This is a genomic window from Endozoicomonas sp. OPT23 (assembly GCF_009653635.1).
In the GTDB taxonomy this organism is placed as follows: domain Bacteria; phylum Pseudomonadota; class Gammaproteobacteria; order Pseudomonadales; family Endozoicomonadaceae; genus Endozoicomonas_A.
This window is the reverse complement of sequence record NZ_PPFD01000006.1, coordinates 520,103-536,310: the sequence shown is the minus strand read 5'-3', so window position 1 is coordinate 536,310 and position 16,208 is coordinate 520,103. Positions and strand designations below refer to the sequence as shown.

Annotated in this window: 14 protein-coding genes; 5 read left to right on the top strand and 9 right to left on the bottom strand. The window is 48.3% G+C overall.

All coding sequences use genetic code 11. The features are described from left to right. Positions 1 to 163: 163 nt before the first annotated feature. The 3 genes from prmB to EOPP23_RS16300 all read left to right on the top strand — a co-directional run bounded on the left by prmB (position 164) and on the right by EOPP23_RS16300 (position 3,779). Positions 164 to 1,123 (top strand): 50S ribosomal protein L3 N(5)-glutamine methyltransferase, encoded by a 960-nt coding sequence (prmB, locus tag EOPP23_RS16310; protein ID WP_370514790.1) that lies wholly within the window; start codon positions 164 to 166, stop codon positions 1,121 to 1,123. Between the two features lie 66 nt (positions 1,124 to 1,189). After that, positions 1,190 to 2,284 (top strand): chorismate synthase, encoded by a 1,095-nt coding sequence (aroC, locus tag EOPP23_RS16305; protein ID WP_153767046.1) that lies wholly within the window; start codon positions 1,190 to 1,192, stop codon positions 2,282 to 2,284. Positions 2,285 to 2,489: 205 nt separating this feature from the next. Beyond that, complete coding sequence (locus EOPP23_RS16300; RefSeq protein WP_153767045.1) at positions 2,490 to 3,779, top strand: MFS transporter; 1,290 nt, start codon at positions 2,490 to 2,492, stop codon at positions 3,777 to 3,779. A gap of 31 nt (positions 3,780 to 3,810) precedes the next feature. Here the strand turns inward: EOPP23_RS16300 and EOPP23_RS16295 are convergent, their stop codons facing one another. The 9 genes from EOPP23_RS16295 to EOPP23_RS16255 form a co-directional block, all read right to left on the bottom strand. Then, positions 3,811 to 4,368, bottom strand: coding sequence for a DUF3157 family protein (locus tag EOPP23_RS16295; RefSeq protein WP_153767044.1), 558 nt, complete (start codon positions 4,366 to 4,368; stop codon positions 3,811 to 3,813). Between the two features lie 94 nt (positions 4,369 to 4,462). Then, positions 4,463 to 6,265, bottom strand: a complete 1,803-nt coding sequence (locus tag EOPP23_RS16290; RefSeq protein ID WP_153767043.1) for a long-chain fatty acid--CoA ligase — start codon at positions 6,263 to 6,265, stop codon at positions 4,463 to 4,465. 292 nt (positions 6,266 to 6,557) lie between these two features. Further along, a complete protein-coding gene (locus tag EOPP23_RS16285; protein WP_153767042.1) occupies positions 6,558 to 6,650 on the bottom strand; it encodes a MetS family NSS transporter small subunit in 93 nt (30 codons plus the stop codon). Between the two features lie 3 nt (positions 6,651 to 6,653). Continuing rightward, positions 6,654 to 8,144, bottom strand: coding sequence for a sodium-dependent transporter (locus EOPP23_RS16280; protein ID WP_153767041.1), 1,491 nt, complete (start codon positions 8,142 to 8,144; stop codon positions 6,654 to 6,656). 237 nt (positions 8,145 to 8,381) lie between these two features. Then, on the bottom strand, positions 8,382 to 9,422 hold the full coding sequence (locus EOPP23_RS16275; protein ID WP_153767040.1) for a hypothetical protein: 1,041 nt from the start codon (positions 9,420 to 9,422) through the stop codon (positions 8,382 to 8,384). Between the two features lie 285 nt (positions 9,423 to 9,707). Beyond that, positions 9,708 to 10,304 carry a hypothetical protein gene (locus tag EOPP23_RS16270; protein ID WP_153767039.1) on the bottom strand — a complete coding sequence of 199 codons (597 nt, stop codon included), beginning with the start codon at positions 10,302 to 10,304 and terminating at the stop codon, positions 9,708 to 9,710. Between the two features lie 116 nt (positions 10,305 to 10,420). Beyond that, on the bottom strand, positions 10,421 to 11,863 hold the full coding sequence (locus EOPP23_RS16265; RefSeq protein WP_153767038.1) for a TrkH family potassium uptake protein: 1,443 nt from the start codon (positions 11,861 to 11,863) through the stop codon (positions 10,421 to 10,423). Positions 11,864 to 12,055: 192 nt separating this feature from the next. Continuing rightward, on the bottom strand, positions 12,056 to 13,033 hold the full coding sequence (locus tag EOPP23_RS16260) for an MDR family oxidoreductase (RefSeq protein WP_153767037.1): 978 nt from the start codon (positions 13,031 to 13,033) through the stop codon (positions 12,056 to 12,058). Positions 13,034 to 13,167: 134 nt separating this feature from the next. Continuing rightward, positions 13,168 to 13,983: an inositol monophosphatase family protein gene (locus tag EOPP23_RS16255; RefSeq protein ID WP_153767036.1), complete on the bottom strand. Its 816-nt coding sequence runs from the start codon at positions 13,981 to 13,983 to the stop codon at positions 13,168 to 13,170. Between the two features lie 422 nt (positions 13,984 to 14,405). Here EOPP23_RS16255 and trmJ point away from each other — a divergent pair, with 422 nt between their 5' ends. Both trmJ and cysE read left to right on the top strand, forming a co-directional pair. Further along, positions 14,406 to 15,215 carry a tRNA (cytosine(32)/uridine(32)-2'-O)-methyltransferase TrmJ gene (trmJ, locus tag EOPP23_RS16250; RefSeq protein WP_370514789.1) on the top strand — a complete coding sequence of 270 codons (810 nt, stop codon included), beginning with the start codon at positions 14,406 to 14,408 and terminating at the stop codon, positions 15,213 to 15,215. A gap of 178 nt (positions 15,216 to 15,393) precedes the next feature. Continuing rightward, positions 15,394 to 16,188 (top strand): serine O-acetyltransferase, encoded by a 795-nt coding sequence (gene cysE / locus EOPP23_RS16245; protein ID WP_153767034.1) that lies wholly within the window; start codon positions 15,394 to 15,396, stop codon positions 16,186 to 16,188. The last annotated feature ends 20 nt before the right edge of the window (positions 16,189 to 16,208 follow it).

Genomic DNA, 16,208 nt, shown 5'->3' with positions numbered 1-16,208 from the left:
ATGAGACAGTAGAAGAACGCTATTCTATCCCGAAGTTTTGATTATGAGCCAGCCTGAGGCCGACAAATGCCTGTAAACTATGCTATTTTACGGCGATTTACCGGGTTATATGGAAGGCAGCTCAAGGTTTCTTACAAGAGCATGCTCTTTCGGAGGATTATTCGTGAACCCAACAGTTAATGACCAGTCAGCCGTTTCTTTTGAAGGGCTGGTCAGTATTAGAGACTTTATCCGCTGGGGCGCTTCCCGTTTTAATGAAGCTGGCCTGTTCTTTGGTCATGGCAGTGATAATGCCCTGGACGAAGCCATGCACCTGGTCTTTCAGGTATTACAATTGCCGTGGGAATTGCCAGAGTCTTATATGAACTGTCGTTTATCACTGCAGGAGCAGCAGCGGGTAGCAGATCTGATTGAACGACGGATTACCGAACGCAAGCCTCTGGCTTATCTGGTCAATCAGGCCTGGTTCTGTGGCCAGCCTTATTATGTGGATGAACGTGTTCTTGTACCACGGTCGCCTATTGCCGAATTGATTCAACAACAGTTCCAGCCATGGTTGGGCGATGTTCGGGTTGAGCGAGTGATGGACCTGTGCTCCGGTTCAGGCTGTATTGGTATGGCAACCGCCCATGAATTTCCTGAAACCATTGTCGACCTGCTGGATATTTCCGAGGACGCCATTGAAGTGGCAGGCATTAACCTCGACCAACATGAGCTGTGGGGCAGAGTGCAGGCGGTAAAATCTGATCTGTTCAGTGCTCTGGATGAGATGGAAGAGAAACCAAAATATCAGTTACTGCTCAGTAATCCTCCGTATGTAGATGCTGAAGATATGGCTGACTTCCCGGAAGAGTTTTCCCATGAGCCGGAACTGGGTCTGGCGGCCGGTGAAGACGGTCTGGACATGGCGCGTACCATTCTGGCTCGTGCCGCAGACTTCCTTGATGAACAGGGGCTGCTGGTACTGGAAATTGGTAACAGCCACTGGGCGCTGAGAGAAGAATACGCTGAAGTGCCGTTTATCTGGCCTGAGTTTGAGGCGGGTGGTCACGGTGTGCTGATTCTGGACGCAGAAAACTGCCGTAAATATCAGCCACTGTTTCAGAGTCGCCTGCAGGGCTGATCACAAATATAATAATTAGTTAATGTCGGCTGCTGTCAGTGGCCGACCGTTATTCAGGGGAAGATTATGGCAGGCAACAGCATAGGCCAGTTATTCAACGTCACCACGTTTGGTGAATCCCATGGTATTGCTCTTGGCTGTATCGTTGATGGCTGTCCTCCAGGGTTGGAACTGACTGAAGCGGATATTCAGCAGGATCTCGATCTCCGTAAACCGGGTACCTCCAAATATACGACGCAGCGTCGTGAACCGGATCAGGTGAAGATTCTTTCCGGTGTCTTTGAAGGTAAAACTACGGGTACGCCTATTGGTTTGATGATCGAAAACGTTGATCAGCGCTCGAAAGACTATTCCAATATCATGGACCGTTTTCGTCCGGGACACGCTGATTACACCTACAGCCACAAATACGGTTTTCGTGACTACCGTGGTGGTGGTCGTTCATCCGCCCGTGAAACCGCTATGCGGGTTGCGGCTGGTGCCATTGCCAAAAAGTTCCTGAAATCTCAGGGTATTGAAATTCACGGCTATCTTTCCCAGATTGGTGGTATCAAAATTGAATCCATGGATCTGAACCAGGTTCGTCAGAATCCTTTCTTCTGTCCGGATGCGGATAAAGTACCGGCGATGGAAAAACTGATCGATCAAATGCGTCGTGAAGGTGATTCTGTCGGTGCCAAGATCTCTGTTATGGCGACGGGTATGATGCCGGGACTGGGTGAGCCGGTCTTTGATCGACTGGATGCTGATCTGGCACACTCACTGATGAGCATTAATGCTGTAAAAGGCGTGGAAATCGGTGACGGTTTTGAATCGGTCTCCCAGCGTGGCACTGAGCATCGTGATGAAATGACACCGGAAGGTTTCCTGTCCAACTCAGCAGGCGGTGTTCTTGGTGGTATCAGTTCCGGTCAGGACATTATTGCTCATATTGCCCTGAAGCCAACGGCCAGCATGACCACGCCGGGTAAGAGCATCAATATGGACGGCGAGCCGGTAGAAGTGGTTACCAAAGGCCGTCACGACCCTTGTGTGGGTATTCGTGCGGTACCCATTGCTGAAGCGATGATGGCGATCACTCTGATGGATCACTTTATGCGACACCATGCGCAAAACCGTGGTGTAGTGAGTCCCGCTCCTGTTATTCCTGCTCAGGCTTAAATCTGTCAGCTCGCAGCTTTATCAATTAAGGTGAAGCTGCACCTCTGGGGGACTTGTTTGCAGGTCCCCTAACATCCTACTGTCGTTTTTATATCATCTGTTTGCATGACAAATGGCCGAATCTCTCGTGCTACTCTTTTGAATTCCTACTGATTGTTACTCCTGATCGTTACACATAAAAATAATAAAAAACGGGGAGCAGCTCGTGTCTCAAAAAAACGTTACACCGCTTTATAGAAACTATGTGCTGGTACTGCTGGTCATTGTCTATGCGTTTAATTATATCGACCGACAGTTGATGACCATTCTGCTTGAGCCTATCAAGAATGAGTTTCAGGCCAGTGATACGGTCATGGGACTGCTCACCGGTTTTGCTTTTGCTGTGTTCTACGCAACTCTTGGTGTCCCTGTGGCTCGACTGGCGGATAGCTGGTCGAGAAAAAAAGTGCTGACTATTTCCCTGGCTTTCTGGAGCGGTTTCACTGCGCTTTGCGGTATGGCTACCAGCTTCTGGCAGTTGGCGTTACTTCGTGTGGGTGTTGGAATAGGGGAGGCCGGTGGCACATCGCCCTCACAAGCGCTGATTGCTGAATATTTTCCTCCTGAAAAGCGTTCTACAGCACTGAGCATTCATGCCACAGGCACACACTTTGGTGTACTGATTGGTATGTTTGGCGGTGCAATGATTGCAGATGCCTTTGGCTGGAGAATGGCGTTTATTGCTTTTGGCCTGCCGGGTGTTCTGCTGTCATTGTTGATGGCTTTTTCTGTCAGAGAGCCTGCTCGAAAAAAGACAGAGGAGGCCTTTCCACCGTTGTTGAAAACGGTTAAGGAGATCTGGAATACGCCAGGTTTCAGTCGTATAACCATAGCGGCGGCATTTACGGCATTGTCCGGCTATGGCCTTGGCGCCTGGGCGCCCAGTTTTATGATCAGGGTTCATGGTTTGAGTCTGGTGGAAACAGGTCTGATTCTTGGCATTATCGGAACAGCCAGTGGCTTGCTAGGCGCCATTCTGGGCGGCGTGCTCTGCGACAGGTTGAGTAAAAAGGATCAACGCTGGCAGTTATGGTTGCCGGCAATCGGTGCCTTTCTTTCTGTGCCATTTCAGGGCGCATTTTTGCTCTGGCCTGAGCAGGATCAGTTTCAGCTGTTTGGCAGTCAGATTCCGGTAGCGACTCTCTTTATGATCGCAGGTGGCATTGTTGCTGCTTTCTGGATAGGGCCAACCTATGCCGCGATACAAAACCTGAGTCCGGATCATATGCGAACCCAGGCTTCAGCAATTCTGCTGTTGGTTTTCAACCTGGTGGGTATGGGTATTGGTCCTGTGTTGGTGGGCGTCCTCAGTGACCAGTTAATGCCTGCCTACGGTAACGAGAGTATCCGTTTTGCTCTGGTCTCCAGCCTTTGTTTTGTCTTTTTTGGCAGTTTTCTGTACTTGCGAGCCGCTACTCATTACTGTCAGGGTATTCAACGAATGGCCATGACATGACAGAGCTGCCTCAGCGGGTATAGACATAAAGCTAGCGAACTTCTACTTCATCAATACTGGCTTCAAGCCAGTATTGATCTTTCTTGGGTACGTTGAATTTCAACTGATTTCCGGTCTCGATTGTTCCGGCTCTTAAGTAACTGCTGGATAATCTTTTGATCGATTGCCATACGACCTGTCTGCCACTATCCAGTACTTTGTTCTCAGCGTCCATTATCCGATATTCAATTACGGCACGAATAATTGAGGCTGTTCCCTGATTGGTCAAATTGGTGGTTATAACTAACTGGTTACTCTGGTATTCAGGGTTTGCCAACAGCAAGTCCAGTCCGGAACGGGTCAGTTGCAGCAGGCTCATGGTTTCACCTGGCACAACCCTGACCTGTCTGTTTTTAGAATTCAGTGGGATAGAAAGGGTAGCCGGTCTGTCCAGATGGCTGCTTTCATCCGCAGAAAGGTATTCCCATGTGAAATTATTATGCAGAATTACCTGTTGACCCGTATCCAGTTGAACAACCTGATCTTGTGCAAGCGCAGCAGTGCTCAGCAATATCGTGATAATCATCAGATACCGTGAAAATAAAGGCATACACACATTCCTGATTTGAATTTGGACGAGAAAGAAAATAGTTGGGACAGTATAGGTGGGAATCGGGCCTGATGGTGATCAGACCCGAGGTCAATCAAGATCTGTTTGGCTTATACATGGCTTCAATTTCCTTGCGGAAACGTTCCATGATGATCTTTCGACGCAGTTTCAGAGTAGGGGTGATTTCACCCAGTTCGATGGAGAACTCTCTTGGCAGCAGGGTGAACTTCTTTACCTGTTCGAACTTTGCCAGTTCATCCTGAATCTTGTCGAGACGCTCCTCAAACATCGCCTTGATTTCGGCGTTTTTGATCAGTTCCTTTTTACTTTCGTACTTGAGGTTGATGCTGCGGGCATGTTCTTCAAGCGCTTCGAAAGCGGGAACAATCAGAGCGGAAACATAGTTCTTGGCGTCAGCGACAATAGCTATCTGCTCAATAAAACGGTCTTTGCCCAGCGTGCCTTCAATATACTGCGGGGCAATATATTTACCGTTGGAGGTTTTCATCAACTCCTTGATGCGCTCGGTAATTCTCAGCTGGCCGTGTTCATCAATAAGACCTGCGTCACCAGTTTTTAACCAACCTTCGCTGTCAAAGGTCTTGGCGGTTTCTTCGGGCTTTTTGTAGTAGCCCTTCATAACCGTGCCGCCTTTAACAAGAATTTCTCCACCCTCACCAATCTTCACCTGTATGCCGGGCAGAGGCGAGCCACAGCTGCCAAACTGGTAACCGGTGTCACGGAAGCAGGTAACCGTTGCTGTGGTTTCGGTCATGCCGTAGCCGACTTTGACGTTGATGCCCATGGCGTGAAAGAAGCGACAGATGTCGTCATCAATGCGGGCGCCGCCACAAGGCATAAAACGAATATTGCCACCGAGCTTGGCTTTAATCTTGCCGAACACCATCTTGTCAGCTATACCATTCAAGGTCTTCAGCCAGCCGGGAATGTTTTTCCCTTTGCGGTGAAGATTCATATGGGTATTGCCGATTTTAAGTGCAGTATTAAAGATCAGTCGCTTGGTGAAAGACGACTGCTGCAACATACCCTGGACGCCGTTGTAAATCTTTTCATAAAAACGGGGGACAGCGCAGAGAACGGTAGGTTTAACTTCCGGCAGTGCTTTGGAGATAGCCTGAGGGTCGTTAAGGTAGCAATTGGTAGCACCCATGCTCAGCGCATAGAAGCTCCAGGCTCGTTCAAAAATATGACTGAGTGGCAGGAAGCAGAGTGACGTATCGGTATGATCGATATGAATCAGGTTTTTATGTGCTTCAAGAGCCGAGCTTAGCGTGTTGAAGTCGAGCATCACCCCTTTAGGTTGACCGGTGGTACCCGAAGTGTAAATGAGAGTGTAGAGGTCATCCATGCTGCGGGAAGCCAGTCGCTCTTCCAGCAGTGGGCTCTTCTTAGGGGCAATATTCAGGAACTGATGGAAGTGGATGGCGTTAATGCAACCTCTGAGGTCAACAGTCTCATCAAACACCACGATCAGTTTCAGGTGTGGGCACTGGGACAGAATTTCCAATGCGCCAAGGTATTGAGTCTCTTCGCCAACAAACAGAACGGGTGCTTCAGTTTCATTCAGAATGTAACTGGCCTGGTCAGCCGTACTGGTTGCATAAATAGGAACCGTTACGCAGCGAGTCTGTAAAACCGCCAGATCAGTAAAGGTCCATTCCGGCATATTCTGGGACCAGATGGCGATATTGGACTGAACCGGCAGATCGCCTGTCAACAATGCTCTGGAAGTCTGGTCGATTTTGTCACCAAACCTGTGCCAGGTCATGGACTGCCACTGTTCGTTCTCGCAGTACTTGATGGCCGTCTGGCTGGCATTACGAGCGATGCGATCACGAATTTGGCTGATCAGGTGTGACTTTGGTAGGTCATTCATTTGTATAGGAATAATTACTGCTTGTAGTTCCTGATATCCATTGAATTTATAATATTATTTCAGGGCCAGACTCTGGTTATTCTGAAAAAATTCAATGGCTAATAAGCGAACAAGGATACTACAGGAAGTGCCTTAAATCCCGTTTTGATTTACATCAGATAACAGACTGAAACAGCTGGAATAAAAGTTGTGAGGTCTGTTTTGGGATGGGTGGAGGCTATAAAGGAGCTAGAGCAGGAAACGTTCGGTATGGATCAGCCCGGGAAAAGAAATTCCCGGGCTGACAGAAGAATCAGCTCTTCATGGCTTTACGGATGCAGATGATAGCGCCACCCCAGGTGACAGCGAATCCGAACAGCATCATAGCGATAGCAGCAGTACTCATGTCTTATACCTCGGAAACCAGTGAATATTGATTGTTACGGCTGGCGATAAAAGCGCTGCCAGCTAGCATCAGGGTCAACAGACCCCAGCCAAACAGTAATTGGTCGCTGGTAGCATAGCCGGCGTAATTTTCGCTGACTGCGGTCACCAGGTTGTTGCCGACGATCAGAGTCAGCAGACCAACGCAGATAAAGCTGATGGTGTACTGCCACCATGTGCCAATGCTGAAGTCAGACACAGAGTTTACGTGACTTCTCAGTTCAGGCAGTTTCTTGTACACCCATGCCATCAGGAACAGTTCAGCCAGGCAGCTGCCCAGTAGAGCAACGTTATTGATGTAGTAATCAACAATATCCAGCAACAACAGACCGCCGTTAGTAGCAAACAGCAGCGACAGAACCAGACCTGAGCCGCAAATAACGGAAGCGGCTTTCTTGCGCGTCCAGCCCATCTTGTCGATCGCGGAAGAGATGATCGCTTCCATGATTGAGATATGAGAGCTCATGCCGGCAACAACCAGTGCCAGGAACAACGCAGGACCGAGCAACCATGGCAGTGGTAGTAAATCGATAGCGGAAGGCAGAGTAACAAAGGCCAGACCAACGCCAGCGCTAACCACTTCAGTCAGGGCAACACCTTTCTGTTGAGCCATATAACCCAGTACAGAGAAGATCAGAACACCGGCCAGCAGCGAGAAACCGCAGTTGATGAATACGGTCATCATGGCGTTGTTGTTGATGTCAGACTTCTCTGGCAGGTAGCTGGAGTAAGCAATCATGATGGCAAAGCCAACACTGAGCGAGAAGAAAATCTGACCGTAAGCCGCTGACCATACTTTTGGATCAGTCAGAGCACTGAAGTCCGGTTTGAACAGCCAGTTCAGGCCTTCAGCCGCACCAGGCAGCATCACTACGCGAATGGTCAAAATCAGAACCATAACGAACAGCAGTGGCATCATTACTTTGCTTAAACGTTCAATGCCGCCTTTAACGCCAGTGAACGTAGCGTAGAAACTTACTGCCCAGGCGATAATCACCGGTACAACAATATGCCATTGCAGGGAGCCCAGCGCAGATGGGCTGTTGTCGTCGCCCAGATTCAGGTACTCGCCAAAGAAGAAGGCGTTTGCATCAGGACCCCAGCTCTGGGTGAAAGAGAAACCCAGATAGGAAATAGCCCAGCCAATAACAGCTACGTAATAAACGGCGATAACAGCAGCTATTAATACCTGGAACCAGCCAAGGATTTCCAGTTTTGGACTGATGCGGGAAAAGACGGCTGGTGCAGAACCACGAAGCTTTTGACCTAGGCCGAATTCCATAATAATAAATGGAATGCCTGCGGTGAGCATCGCGAAGAAATAAGGAATAAGGAATGCGCCCCCGCCATTTTCATAGGCCATGTAAGGGAAACGCCAGATATTGCCAAGGCCGATAGCCGAGCCCACTGCTGCCAGAATAAACCCGGTGCGTGTGGCCCATTGTTCTCGTTTCATATGTACTCCGACTACACGAGATAAATAGGGTAATTGCCAGGTGTCGTTGGTCTTTGATGGCAGACACTGTGTAAGTATTCAGCAGAGGTGGCGCTGAAATATACGAAACGACAAACGCAGCCGGGTAAGCTGCAGTCGAATAATAACCTGATTTTTTAGAACTTGGTAGTATTGAAAGGACATTGTAAAGAGTGCCTGAGTCAGTTGGTTATCTGACTCAGGCTTGATGGAAACGAATTATGGAAAGTCGAGATCAAACTCTGCTGTCAGTGATTCATTCAGGTTGTCTATAGATAAATGGTTTTCTGATCTTATTCTCGCGTCAAGATTATTCACTGAACGCTCACTGAAATCATAGATGTTGTCCCTGCTGCTCCCTACAGCGATGTAGTGGTCTTCTGTTTCAGGCTCAGGCTCTGAGTGAGTAAAAAAACCCATACTACCAGTCGTCGTATGAATTTTTCTGAGCTCTAGCCAGCCTTCATTGAAGCCAAGAAAGGTGTGTTCAACACGTTCAATAGCGTTCAAAACCTGATCCACATCCTGAGTTGGAACATATCCTCCTGAAGAAGCAGCAGCAATGAAAGGCATATCTGTTTCAGTTGCGCAGCCGACAGATGTTTCCAGGTTGTCGAACATGCTTTTAAGCGTCACGGAGTCGGCGGCACTATAATCGATAATTCGACTTGAAATGGTTAACTTACCAAGGTTGGCAGCCGTGCTGTCAGCTATCTTAATAGCTTTATAATCACCGCTAAAGTTTGAACTATTGCCTTCACCGTCATTTGTAAGTACCTGAACGGTCATATTCATACGAACATCATCGGTGTCTGTTACCAAGGTCGAATCAACAGTAATTCCTTCGCCCTGACCATCAACGAGAATGTCAGGAGCAACACCGTCATAGGTAAACCAACTGTCGCCGACGAAGCAGAGACGCACCTGACTTTCGCCCGCTGTAAGTGTTGGGCGAATAGTAAAGAACATTCGTCGCTTTCCAGTGCCGCTGTCATTGGCTAAGTCAGTAGTGACAGAGACGGTATCATCTCCGGTAAGAACCCATAAACCGTACAATGACTCTGAGTTGACTGTACGGCCACGATAATTATCGATGTTCCAGCGGGGATCATCTGAAGTAAAGCCACCATCATTGTTTGAGGCTGGTGTCTCCTGAGTTTGGCCTGAGTCACTGCCTGAAGAAGAACTGCCAGAGCTTTTGCACCCTGTTATGAGTAATACACTGCATAGCAATAGAAGAGGCGAAATGATTTTATTCACTTGGTTTCCTTGTGAAATTAATTGATCAGGGCGGTCCATGCTTTGAAAGAAGCGGTATAACTTCGATAAAAGTCAGTGCCAGATATTAATGTCTATATAAGCAGGTAGCTTAATGCAACTTTATGAGCGGTGGTTGACTGCAGTTGACGACATATTATTGAGTTTCAGGAAAATTCTAGTTCGAAGAAGTAGAAAGAGCAGATAAAATTGTGACAAGGCTTTAACAAGGTAAGTAGTGACCAGAGAGCGCTCTCAAATGGCGAATGCTCTCTGGTATTGAATAGACTACTTCAGGTTATTAATATTATTTGCTGCATGATTGAGCAAGGTGGCTCGTCGTTCGGTGAGAGCCTTATCAAGATATGTACCAGCAACGGTATTTAATCCGCTTAAAATGGCTGTGCCAGCCGTCAGCGCAATCCCGGATCCTGAAAGCATATATAAAGAAAAAGCAGAGAAAAACAATGCCTGAAACATCAAGCCTTTATCGAATATCTTTTTTTTGTTTGCTTCTTCTGATTGTTCATTTGCTTTTTCCTGGAGCAGCTCTTTCTGTATCTTGTGGAGTCCGCCTTTAGGACCTACATTTAGCTGCTGCCTGATTTTACAAGCTTGGATCTCAGCCTGGTCAGTCTTCCGACCCTGATAATAATTTAAAATAGGCAGTGCAACCGGTAGAGCGATAATTCCGCAAGATAAGGAGTAGGCTTTAGCGCCTTGTGCCAAAGTAGGCATCCCCAGAAAAGAAGCGGTTTTCGCAACGTAGTCAGTTGTACTCTGAAGAGTAGATACCGCATAGCCTGCACAGTAGCCAAGCACTTCCTTGCACGCAGATAGGGATGGTAGACTCGATACTGCACCGGTGAGAGTAGATGGTTCCATTGGGTACCTCCTTGTCTATTTTGTTTTATGGGTTCCTCTTTTAAGACCATGGTTCAATATAAATGTTCACATAAATATATGCTTATTGATTTATGTGAGCAGAAGATTCTATAGGATTAGTCGTGCCAGAAGTCAGGAGTAAATAGCACTAGAACGGTAATAACTTCCAACCGTCCCATTAACATACCAATACTTAATAGCCATTTTGCCGCATCGGGCAGGGTGGCGAAGTTGCCTGCCGGGCCAATGATGTCACCAAGACCCGGGCCAACATTGGCAATGGCCGTGGCGGCACCACTCAGTGCAGTAATCAGGTCCAGTCCCATCAAGCTCAGCAGTAATGTCAGCACAGTAGTTAAAAGCGCGAAGAAGAAACTGAAGGCTATCAGTGAACGCAAAATATCACCGGTAATCTGCTGACCATTATAACTCTGAACAAAGCAGGCTCTTGGATGCATAAGTTGTTTCAGTTGAATTCGAAGCAGTTTTGCACCTATCTGAAAGCGGAATATTTTTACGCCCCCAGTCGTTGAGCCAGAACAGCCGCCGACAAAAGTCAGCATAAAAAACAGTGTCGCGGCAAAGCCTCCCCATAGGGTGTAATCTGTCAGGGCAAAGCCTGTAGTGGTGATAACGGAAGTGGTGTTAAAAGCGACCAGAGTAAGAGATTCGAACAGGCTGTAATCGCTGTTGGTGAACAGCCAGATACTGAAGAAAAACCACAGCACTAAAAGGAAATTAACAAACGCCTGAACCTGATTGTCTTTGGTGAGTGCATCAATGTCTCCACGAAGGCATTTCACAAATAACACAAAAGGCAGTCCGCCCAGTAGCATGAAAATCGTACTGACCCAATAAATAAAGGGATTGCTGAAGTGAGCCATGGAGTTATCCGAGGTGGAGTAACCACCAGTGGAAAGGGTGGTCATGGCGTGGTTGATTGATTCGAAAGCATTCATACCGCCCAGAAAGTAGAAATAGGCGCAGAGAATGGTTAATCCGAGATAAATAATAACGACTCGTTTGGCTATGCTGCCGGAGCGAGGCATGGCTTTATCAGACCAGTCGGATGATTCACTCTGAAACAGCCGCATACCACCAACTTTCAAAAACGGCAGAATAGCGATAGCCAAAACAATAAAGCCTATGCCGCCTAGCCACTGAAGAAGTGATCGCCAAAGCAGGGCGCCAGTGTTCATAGAATCCAGTCCGCTTAATACGGTTGAGCCAGTTGTCGTGATGCCTGACATAGTCTCAAAAAAAGCATCGGTGTAACTGATGTTCAGCAGGAAAAACAGGGGTAAGGCAGAAAATGAACTAACAGCCAGCCAGGAAAGATTTGTCAGCAGAAAAATCTGGCGTGATTTCAGCTGGAAGTCAGCGTCACGATAAAACCAGAACAGCGGCAAGCCGCTGAAAAAGGTAATGGCTGCGGAAAGAAGAAAAGCCTGACTGCCACCTGCATGGGTGAGTGCATCATAAAAGGCCGGTAGCAGCATAAGTACTGACAGTACCATCAAAAACAGACCTATGACGTGGAGTACCGGGCGTATATTCATGAAGAGGGTTCGTGGTGGATGGGTGGAAAGACTATTGCACTAACATCGCTTTTTGTATTTACGCACTAATACTGGATGAGATCTGGGGTTTTTCAACTGAATAGAGGAAAGCCCGAAGGAGTGGGGGGAGATATTTCGGTTAGGTGATGATGCAGGGCCTACTGGAATGCTGAAGACCCTGCCTGGCAAGTTCTAGATCCTGATCAGAACTCTGCCGGTTACCTGGCCATTAGTAATGGCTTCAGCCTGTTCGGCTGTCTCTTCAAGAGAAACTTCCGTACAAGCTGCTTCATAATAGGATTCAGGCAGCAGCTTAACAACCCGGTTCCATGCCTCTGTACGTTTAGCCAGTGGACACATAACAGAATCAACACCCTGCAGATTCACACCACGCAGAATAAACGGCATAACAGTGGTTGGCAGATCAAAGCCAGCCGCCAGACCGCAGGCTGCAACCGTACCTTCATAGTTCATTTCGGAAAGCACTTTCGCTAGAACCTTGCTGCCAGCAGTATCAATAGCACCTGCCCAGAGTTGCTTGTCCAGTGGCCGAGCCGGTTCTTCGAAACGACTTCTTGGTAGCACTTCTTTAGCCCCCAGGTCTTTCAGCAGCTGAGTGTTTTCTTCGCGTCCGGAAACAGCTACGACACTGTAACCAAGTTGCTTCAAAAGAGAGATAGAAACACTGCCTACGCCACCACTGGCACCGGTAACCAGAATATCTCCCTGCTCAGGTGTTACACCCGACTGTTCCAGAGCCATGACGCACAGCATGGCGGTCAGGCCGGCGGTGCCGATCATCATTGCCTTACGGCTGTCCAGATCTTCCGGCATCTTAACCAGCTGGCTGGCTTTAACCCGTGCTTTCTGGGCCATGCCGCCCCAATGGTTTTCGCCCACGCCCCAGCCGGTCAGGATAACCTTATCACCTTCGGTAAACTGGCTGTCAGCAGAGTCAATCACCGTACCGGCGAAATCAATGCCGGGCACCATGGGGAAGTTGCGAACTATTCTGCCTTTGCCGGTAATGGCCAGACCGTCTTTGTAATTCAGGGAAGAGTATTCAACTGCGACAGTGACTTCACCTTCCGGTAAACGACTGTCGTCCAGCTCTTGAATGGAGGAAGAGGTAACTTTACCTTCCTGTTCGAGTACCAGAGCTTTGAACATAGAGACTCCTGTGCGTTGGAGTGAGGGGAAGCAGTCAATATAAGCAGAAGAACGAGAGGGAGGGAAGTGCAGGTAAACCCGCATACGACGAAGGTCGTACACGGGAAAAAGATCAGATCATAAGCAGTTTGTGCTTATCGACCCATCTCCTCAGTAGCAAAAGGACGAATGCGTTGCAGCATTTCCTTAAAGCACTTAGGGTTTGCAGCAACGATCTGATTTTTCTCCAGGAACTTGTGGTTACCGGAAAAATCACTGCAAAGACCGCCTGCTTCCTGAATCAGCAAGGAACCAGCAGCCATGTCGTAGTCTTTCAGGCCGAATTCCCAGAACGCGTCCAGACGACCACAGGCAACATAAGCCAGGTCCAGTGCAGCAGCGCCACCACGACGGATACCAGCGGTATCGCCCAGCATGGCGCTCATCATGTTCAGGTAGTTTGCCTTGTAGTTCAGGTTGTTGCCTGAGAAAGGAATACCGGTGCCGATCAGTGCGCCTTCCAGGCTGCGTCGATCGCCAACACGAATACGCTTGCTGTTCAGGGTTGCGCCCTGACCACGACTGGCACAGAAAGCTTCGTCATGAACAGGGTCCAGAACAACGGCGTGTTCTATGCGGCCTTTGTGCTGACAAGCAATTGAGATAGCGAAGGTAGGAATGCCGCGAATGAAGTTGGTGGTACCATCCAGCGGATCGATGATCCAGAGGTAGTCCTTGCCTTCATCCTTGCCTTCAATGTGGCCGGATTCTTCGCCGTAAAAAGCGTGAGTTGGGTAAGCTTTTTGCAGAGCAGAGATGATTGTCTTTTCAGAAGCACGATCTACTTCTGTGACAAAGTCATTTCTGTCTTTTGCATCTACCTTCAGGCTTTCGAGATCCTGATGGGCGTGCATAATAATTTCAGCGGCCGCGCGGGCTGCGCGCAGGGCCATGTTAACCATGGGTTGCATAGGCTGGACTACGTCTGAATGTAAAAGATCAATACAGGCTCACCGGTATATTCGTCGCCTTCGCAAATGCTGCTGGCGATAAACCGAGGCCGAAAATAGCAGTACTTTCGTTCGGAAATGCAGTTAATCATTTCGGGTACTGGCAGAAAATAAAGCTGGCGGAGTATAACAGAAGTTTTTTTTCGATGTTCAACCTTTCGAGCAAAATAAGGTAAACTTCGAGGTTTGTTCGTATTTTTACTCAGCGTCAGGGTTATGCCTGTTAAGGGGTGTTCCTGAGTAATCCAGACACACCAATTCATAAACCCTTCTTTCCGGCTGTGGCGGGAGAAAGGGTGATTCAATATTTGATTGCGTGCGGCTGTACACTTATGACGCTGAACTGCGAGAATTTTTCTGTGAATGACACAGTGAGTGGCATAGTGAGTGAAAGATTGAGTGACACCTCCGCAACCGAGCCTGCGGCTCGATCCGTGGCTGTCGAGCCATCCATTCTCGACAATATTTCTATCGTTTTAATCAATACCACCCATCCGGGTAATATTGGTTCTGCTGCTCGTGCCATGAAAACCATGGGTTTGAGTAATCTGGTGCTGGTGGAGCCAGCTGAATTTCCGTCTGGCAAGGCCTTTGCGCTGGCCTCCGGTGCTGATGATCTGCTGGATAATGCTCGAGTGGTATCCACTCTTGAAGAAGCTGTGGCTGACTGTTCGTTTGTGGTTGGCACCAGTGCTCGAGTGCGTGGTGTTTCCCTGCCACTGGTAGAGCCAAGAGTCTGTGCTAGTCGTATTCTGGGTGAGGCAACGGGTGGCAAGATTGCCCTGGTCTTTGGTCGTGAAGATCGTGGTATGACCAATGAAGAGTTGATGATGTGCCATCTTCAGGTTCATGTGCCGACCAATCCGGATTTCAGCTCATTGAATCTGGGAGCAGCTGTTCAGGTCATGAGTTATGAATTGCGTACGGCTTTTCTGGATTCTCTGGGTGGCGTTGAGCTGCCCAAGCCTCGCAGCCATGATCTGGCGCCACAGGAAGATGTGGAGCGCTTTTACGAGCATCTGTATCAAACCCTGATTCAAATAGGCTTTCTTGATCACAGCAGTCATGAGAAGATCATGGCCAAGCTGCGTCGTATGTACAGCCGTATTCGTCCGGATCGTGTGGAGTTAAATATCCTGCGGGGCATACTGTCTGAAACCAGTCGTTTTGCCGATCGCAAAAAGTCTGACTGATTGCGGTTATTATTGCAGCTACTGGCTACTGGCTACTGGCTACTGGCTACTGACTGTAAGTAACGATATAAGCAGCTATATAAAAAGCAGCCGTGATGAAAGTACTTTTTCTTCTTTCAGTTTGTGAAAGTATCGAGTCATGGTTAACAACAAACAGTGGAAATGATTGCGTTGACCCATGTTTGAACGTTTAAAAGAAGATATTAAAACCGTCATGGAGCGTGACCCTGCTGCCCGGGGCACCTTCGAAGTTCTTACCAACTACCCTGGTTTGCATGCGTTGTTGCTGCATCGTGTAGCGCACAGAATATGGAATGCAGGGTTGTGTTGGTTGGGTCGTGTTGTTTCTACTTTTAGTCGTTTTCTGACAGGGATCGAGATTCATCCCGGTGCATCCATTGGTCGTCGTTTCTTTATCGACCATGGTATGGGAGTGGTGATTGGTGAAACCGCCATTATTCGTGATGACGTGACGCTCTATCATGGTGTTACCCTCGGTGGTACTTCACCCAACCGTGGCAAGAGTCATCCTGCTAATCAGGGTAAACGACATCCGACACTGGATAACGGCGTGGTTGTCGGTGCTGGTGCCAAGGTGCTTGGGCCATTTCTGGTGGGTGAGGGCGCTAAAATTGGCTCCAACTCTGTAGTAGTTAAAGAAGTGCCTCCCGGCGCTACTGTTGTCGGTATTCCAGGTCGGGTTGTGCAAGCTCGTGCAGAAGTGGATCCCCGTCATCAGGAAATAGCTGAAAAAATGGGCTTTGATGCTTATGCGGTAACAGCAGAAATGCCGGATCCAACGGTGAATGCTATCTCTGCCATGCTGGAGCATATGAACGCTGTTGATAATCGTATTGAGCTGATGTGCAAGACCATGCGTGAGCGTGGCCTGGACTGTGGTGAGAGTGATCTTCCGGAACTTAAAACGGAAGGCTTTCAGTGCGTGAAAGAAGAAGTTGTAAGCACTAAGTGATTTTTTGAAATACAGGCCAG

Coding starts and splice junctions, on each gene's coding strand:
- aroC (WP_153767046.1), top strand. CDS start 1,190: ATGGCAGGCAACAGCATAGGCCAGTTATTCAACGTCACCACGTTTGGT.
- EOPP23_RS16295 (WP_153767044.1), bottom strand. CDS start 4,368: ATGCCTTTATTTTCACGGTATCTGATGATTATCACGATATTGCTGAGC.
- EOPP23_RS16290 (WP_153767043.1), bottom strand. CDS start 6,265: ATGAATGACCTACCAAAGTCACACCTGATCAGCCAAATTCGTGATCGC.
- EOPP23_RS16285 (WP_153767042.1), bottom strand. CDS start 6,650: ATGAGTACTGCTGCTATCGCTATGATGCTGTTCGGATTCGCTGTCACC.
- EOPP23_RS16280 (WP_153767041.1), bottom strand. CDS start 8,144: ATGAAACGAGAACAATGGGCCACACGCACCGGGTTTATTCTGGCAGCA.
- EOPP23_RS16270 (WP_153767039.1), bottom strand. CDS start 10,304: ATGGAACCATCTACTCTCACCGGTGCAGTATCGAGTCTACCATCCCTA.
- EOPP23_RS16265 (WP_153767038.1), bottom strand. CDS start 11,863: ATGAATATACGCCCGGTACTCCACGTCATAGGTCTGTTTTTGATGGTA.
- EOPP23_RS16260 (WP_153767037.1), bottom strand. CDS start 13,033: ATGTTCAAAGCTCTGGTACTCGAACAGGAAGGTAAAGTTACCTCTTCC.
- EOPP23_RS16255 (WP_153767036.1), bottom strand. CDS start 13,983: ATGCAACCCATGGTTAACATGGCCCTGCGCGCAGCCCGCGCGGCCGCT.
- cysE (WP_153767034.1), top strand. CDS start 15,394: ATGTTTGAACGTTTAAAAGAAGATATTAAAACCGTCATGGAGCGTGAC.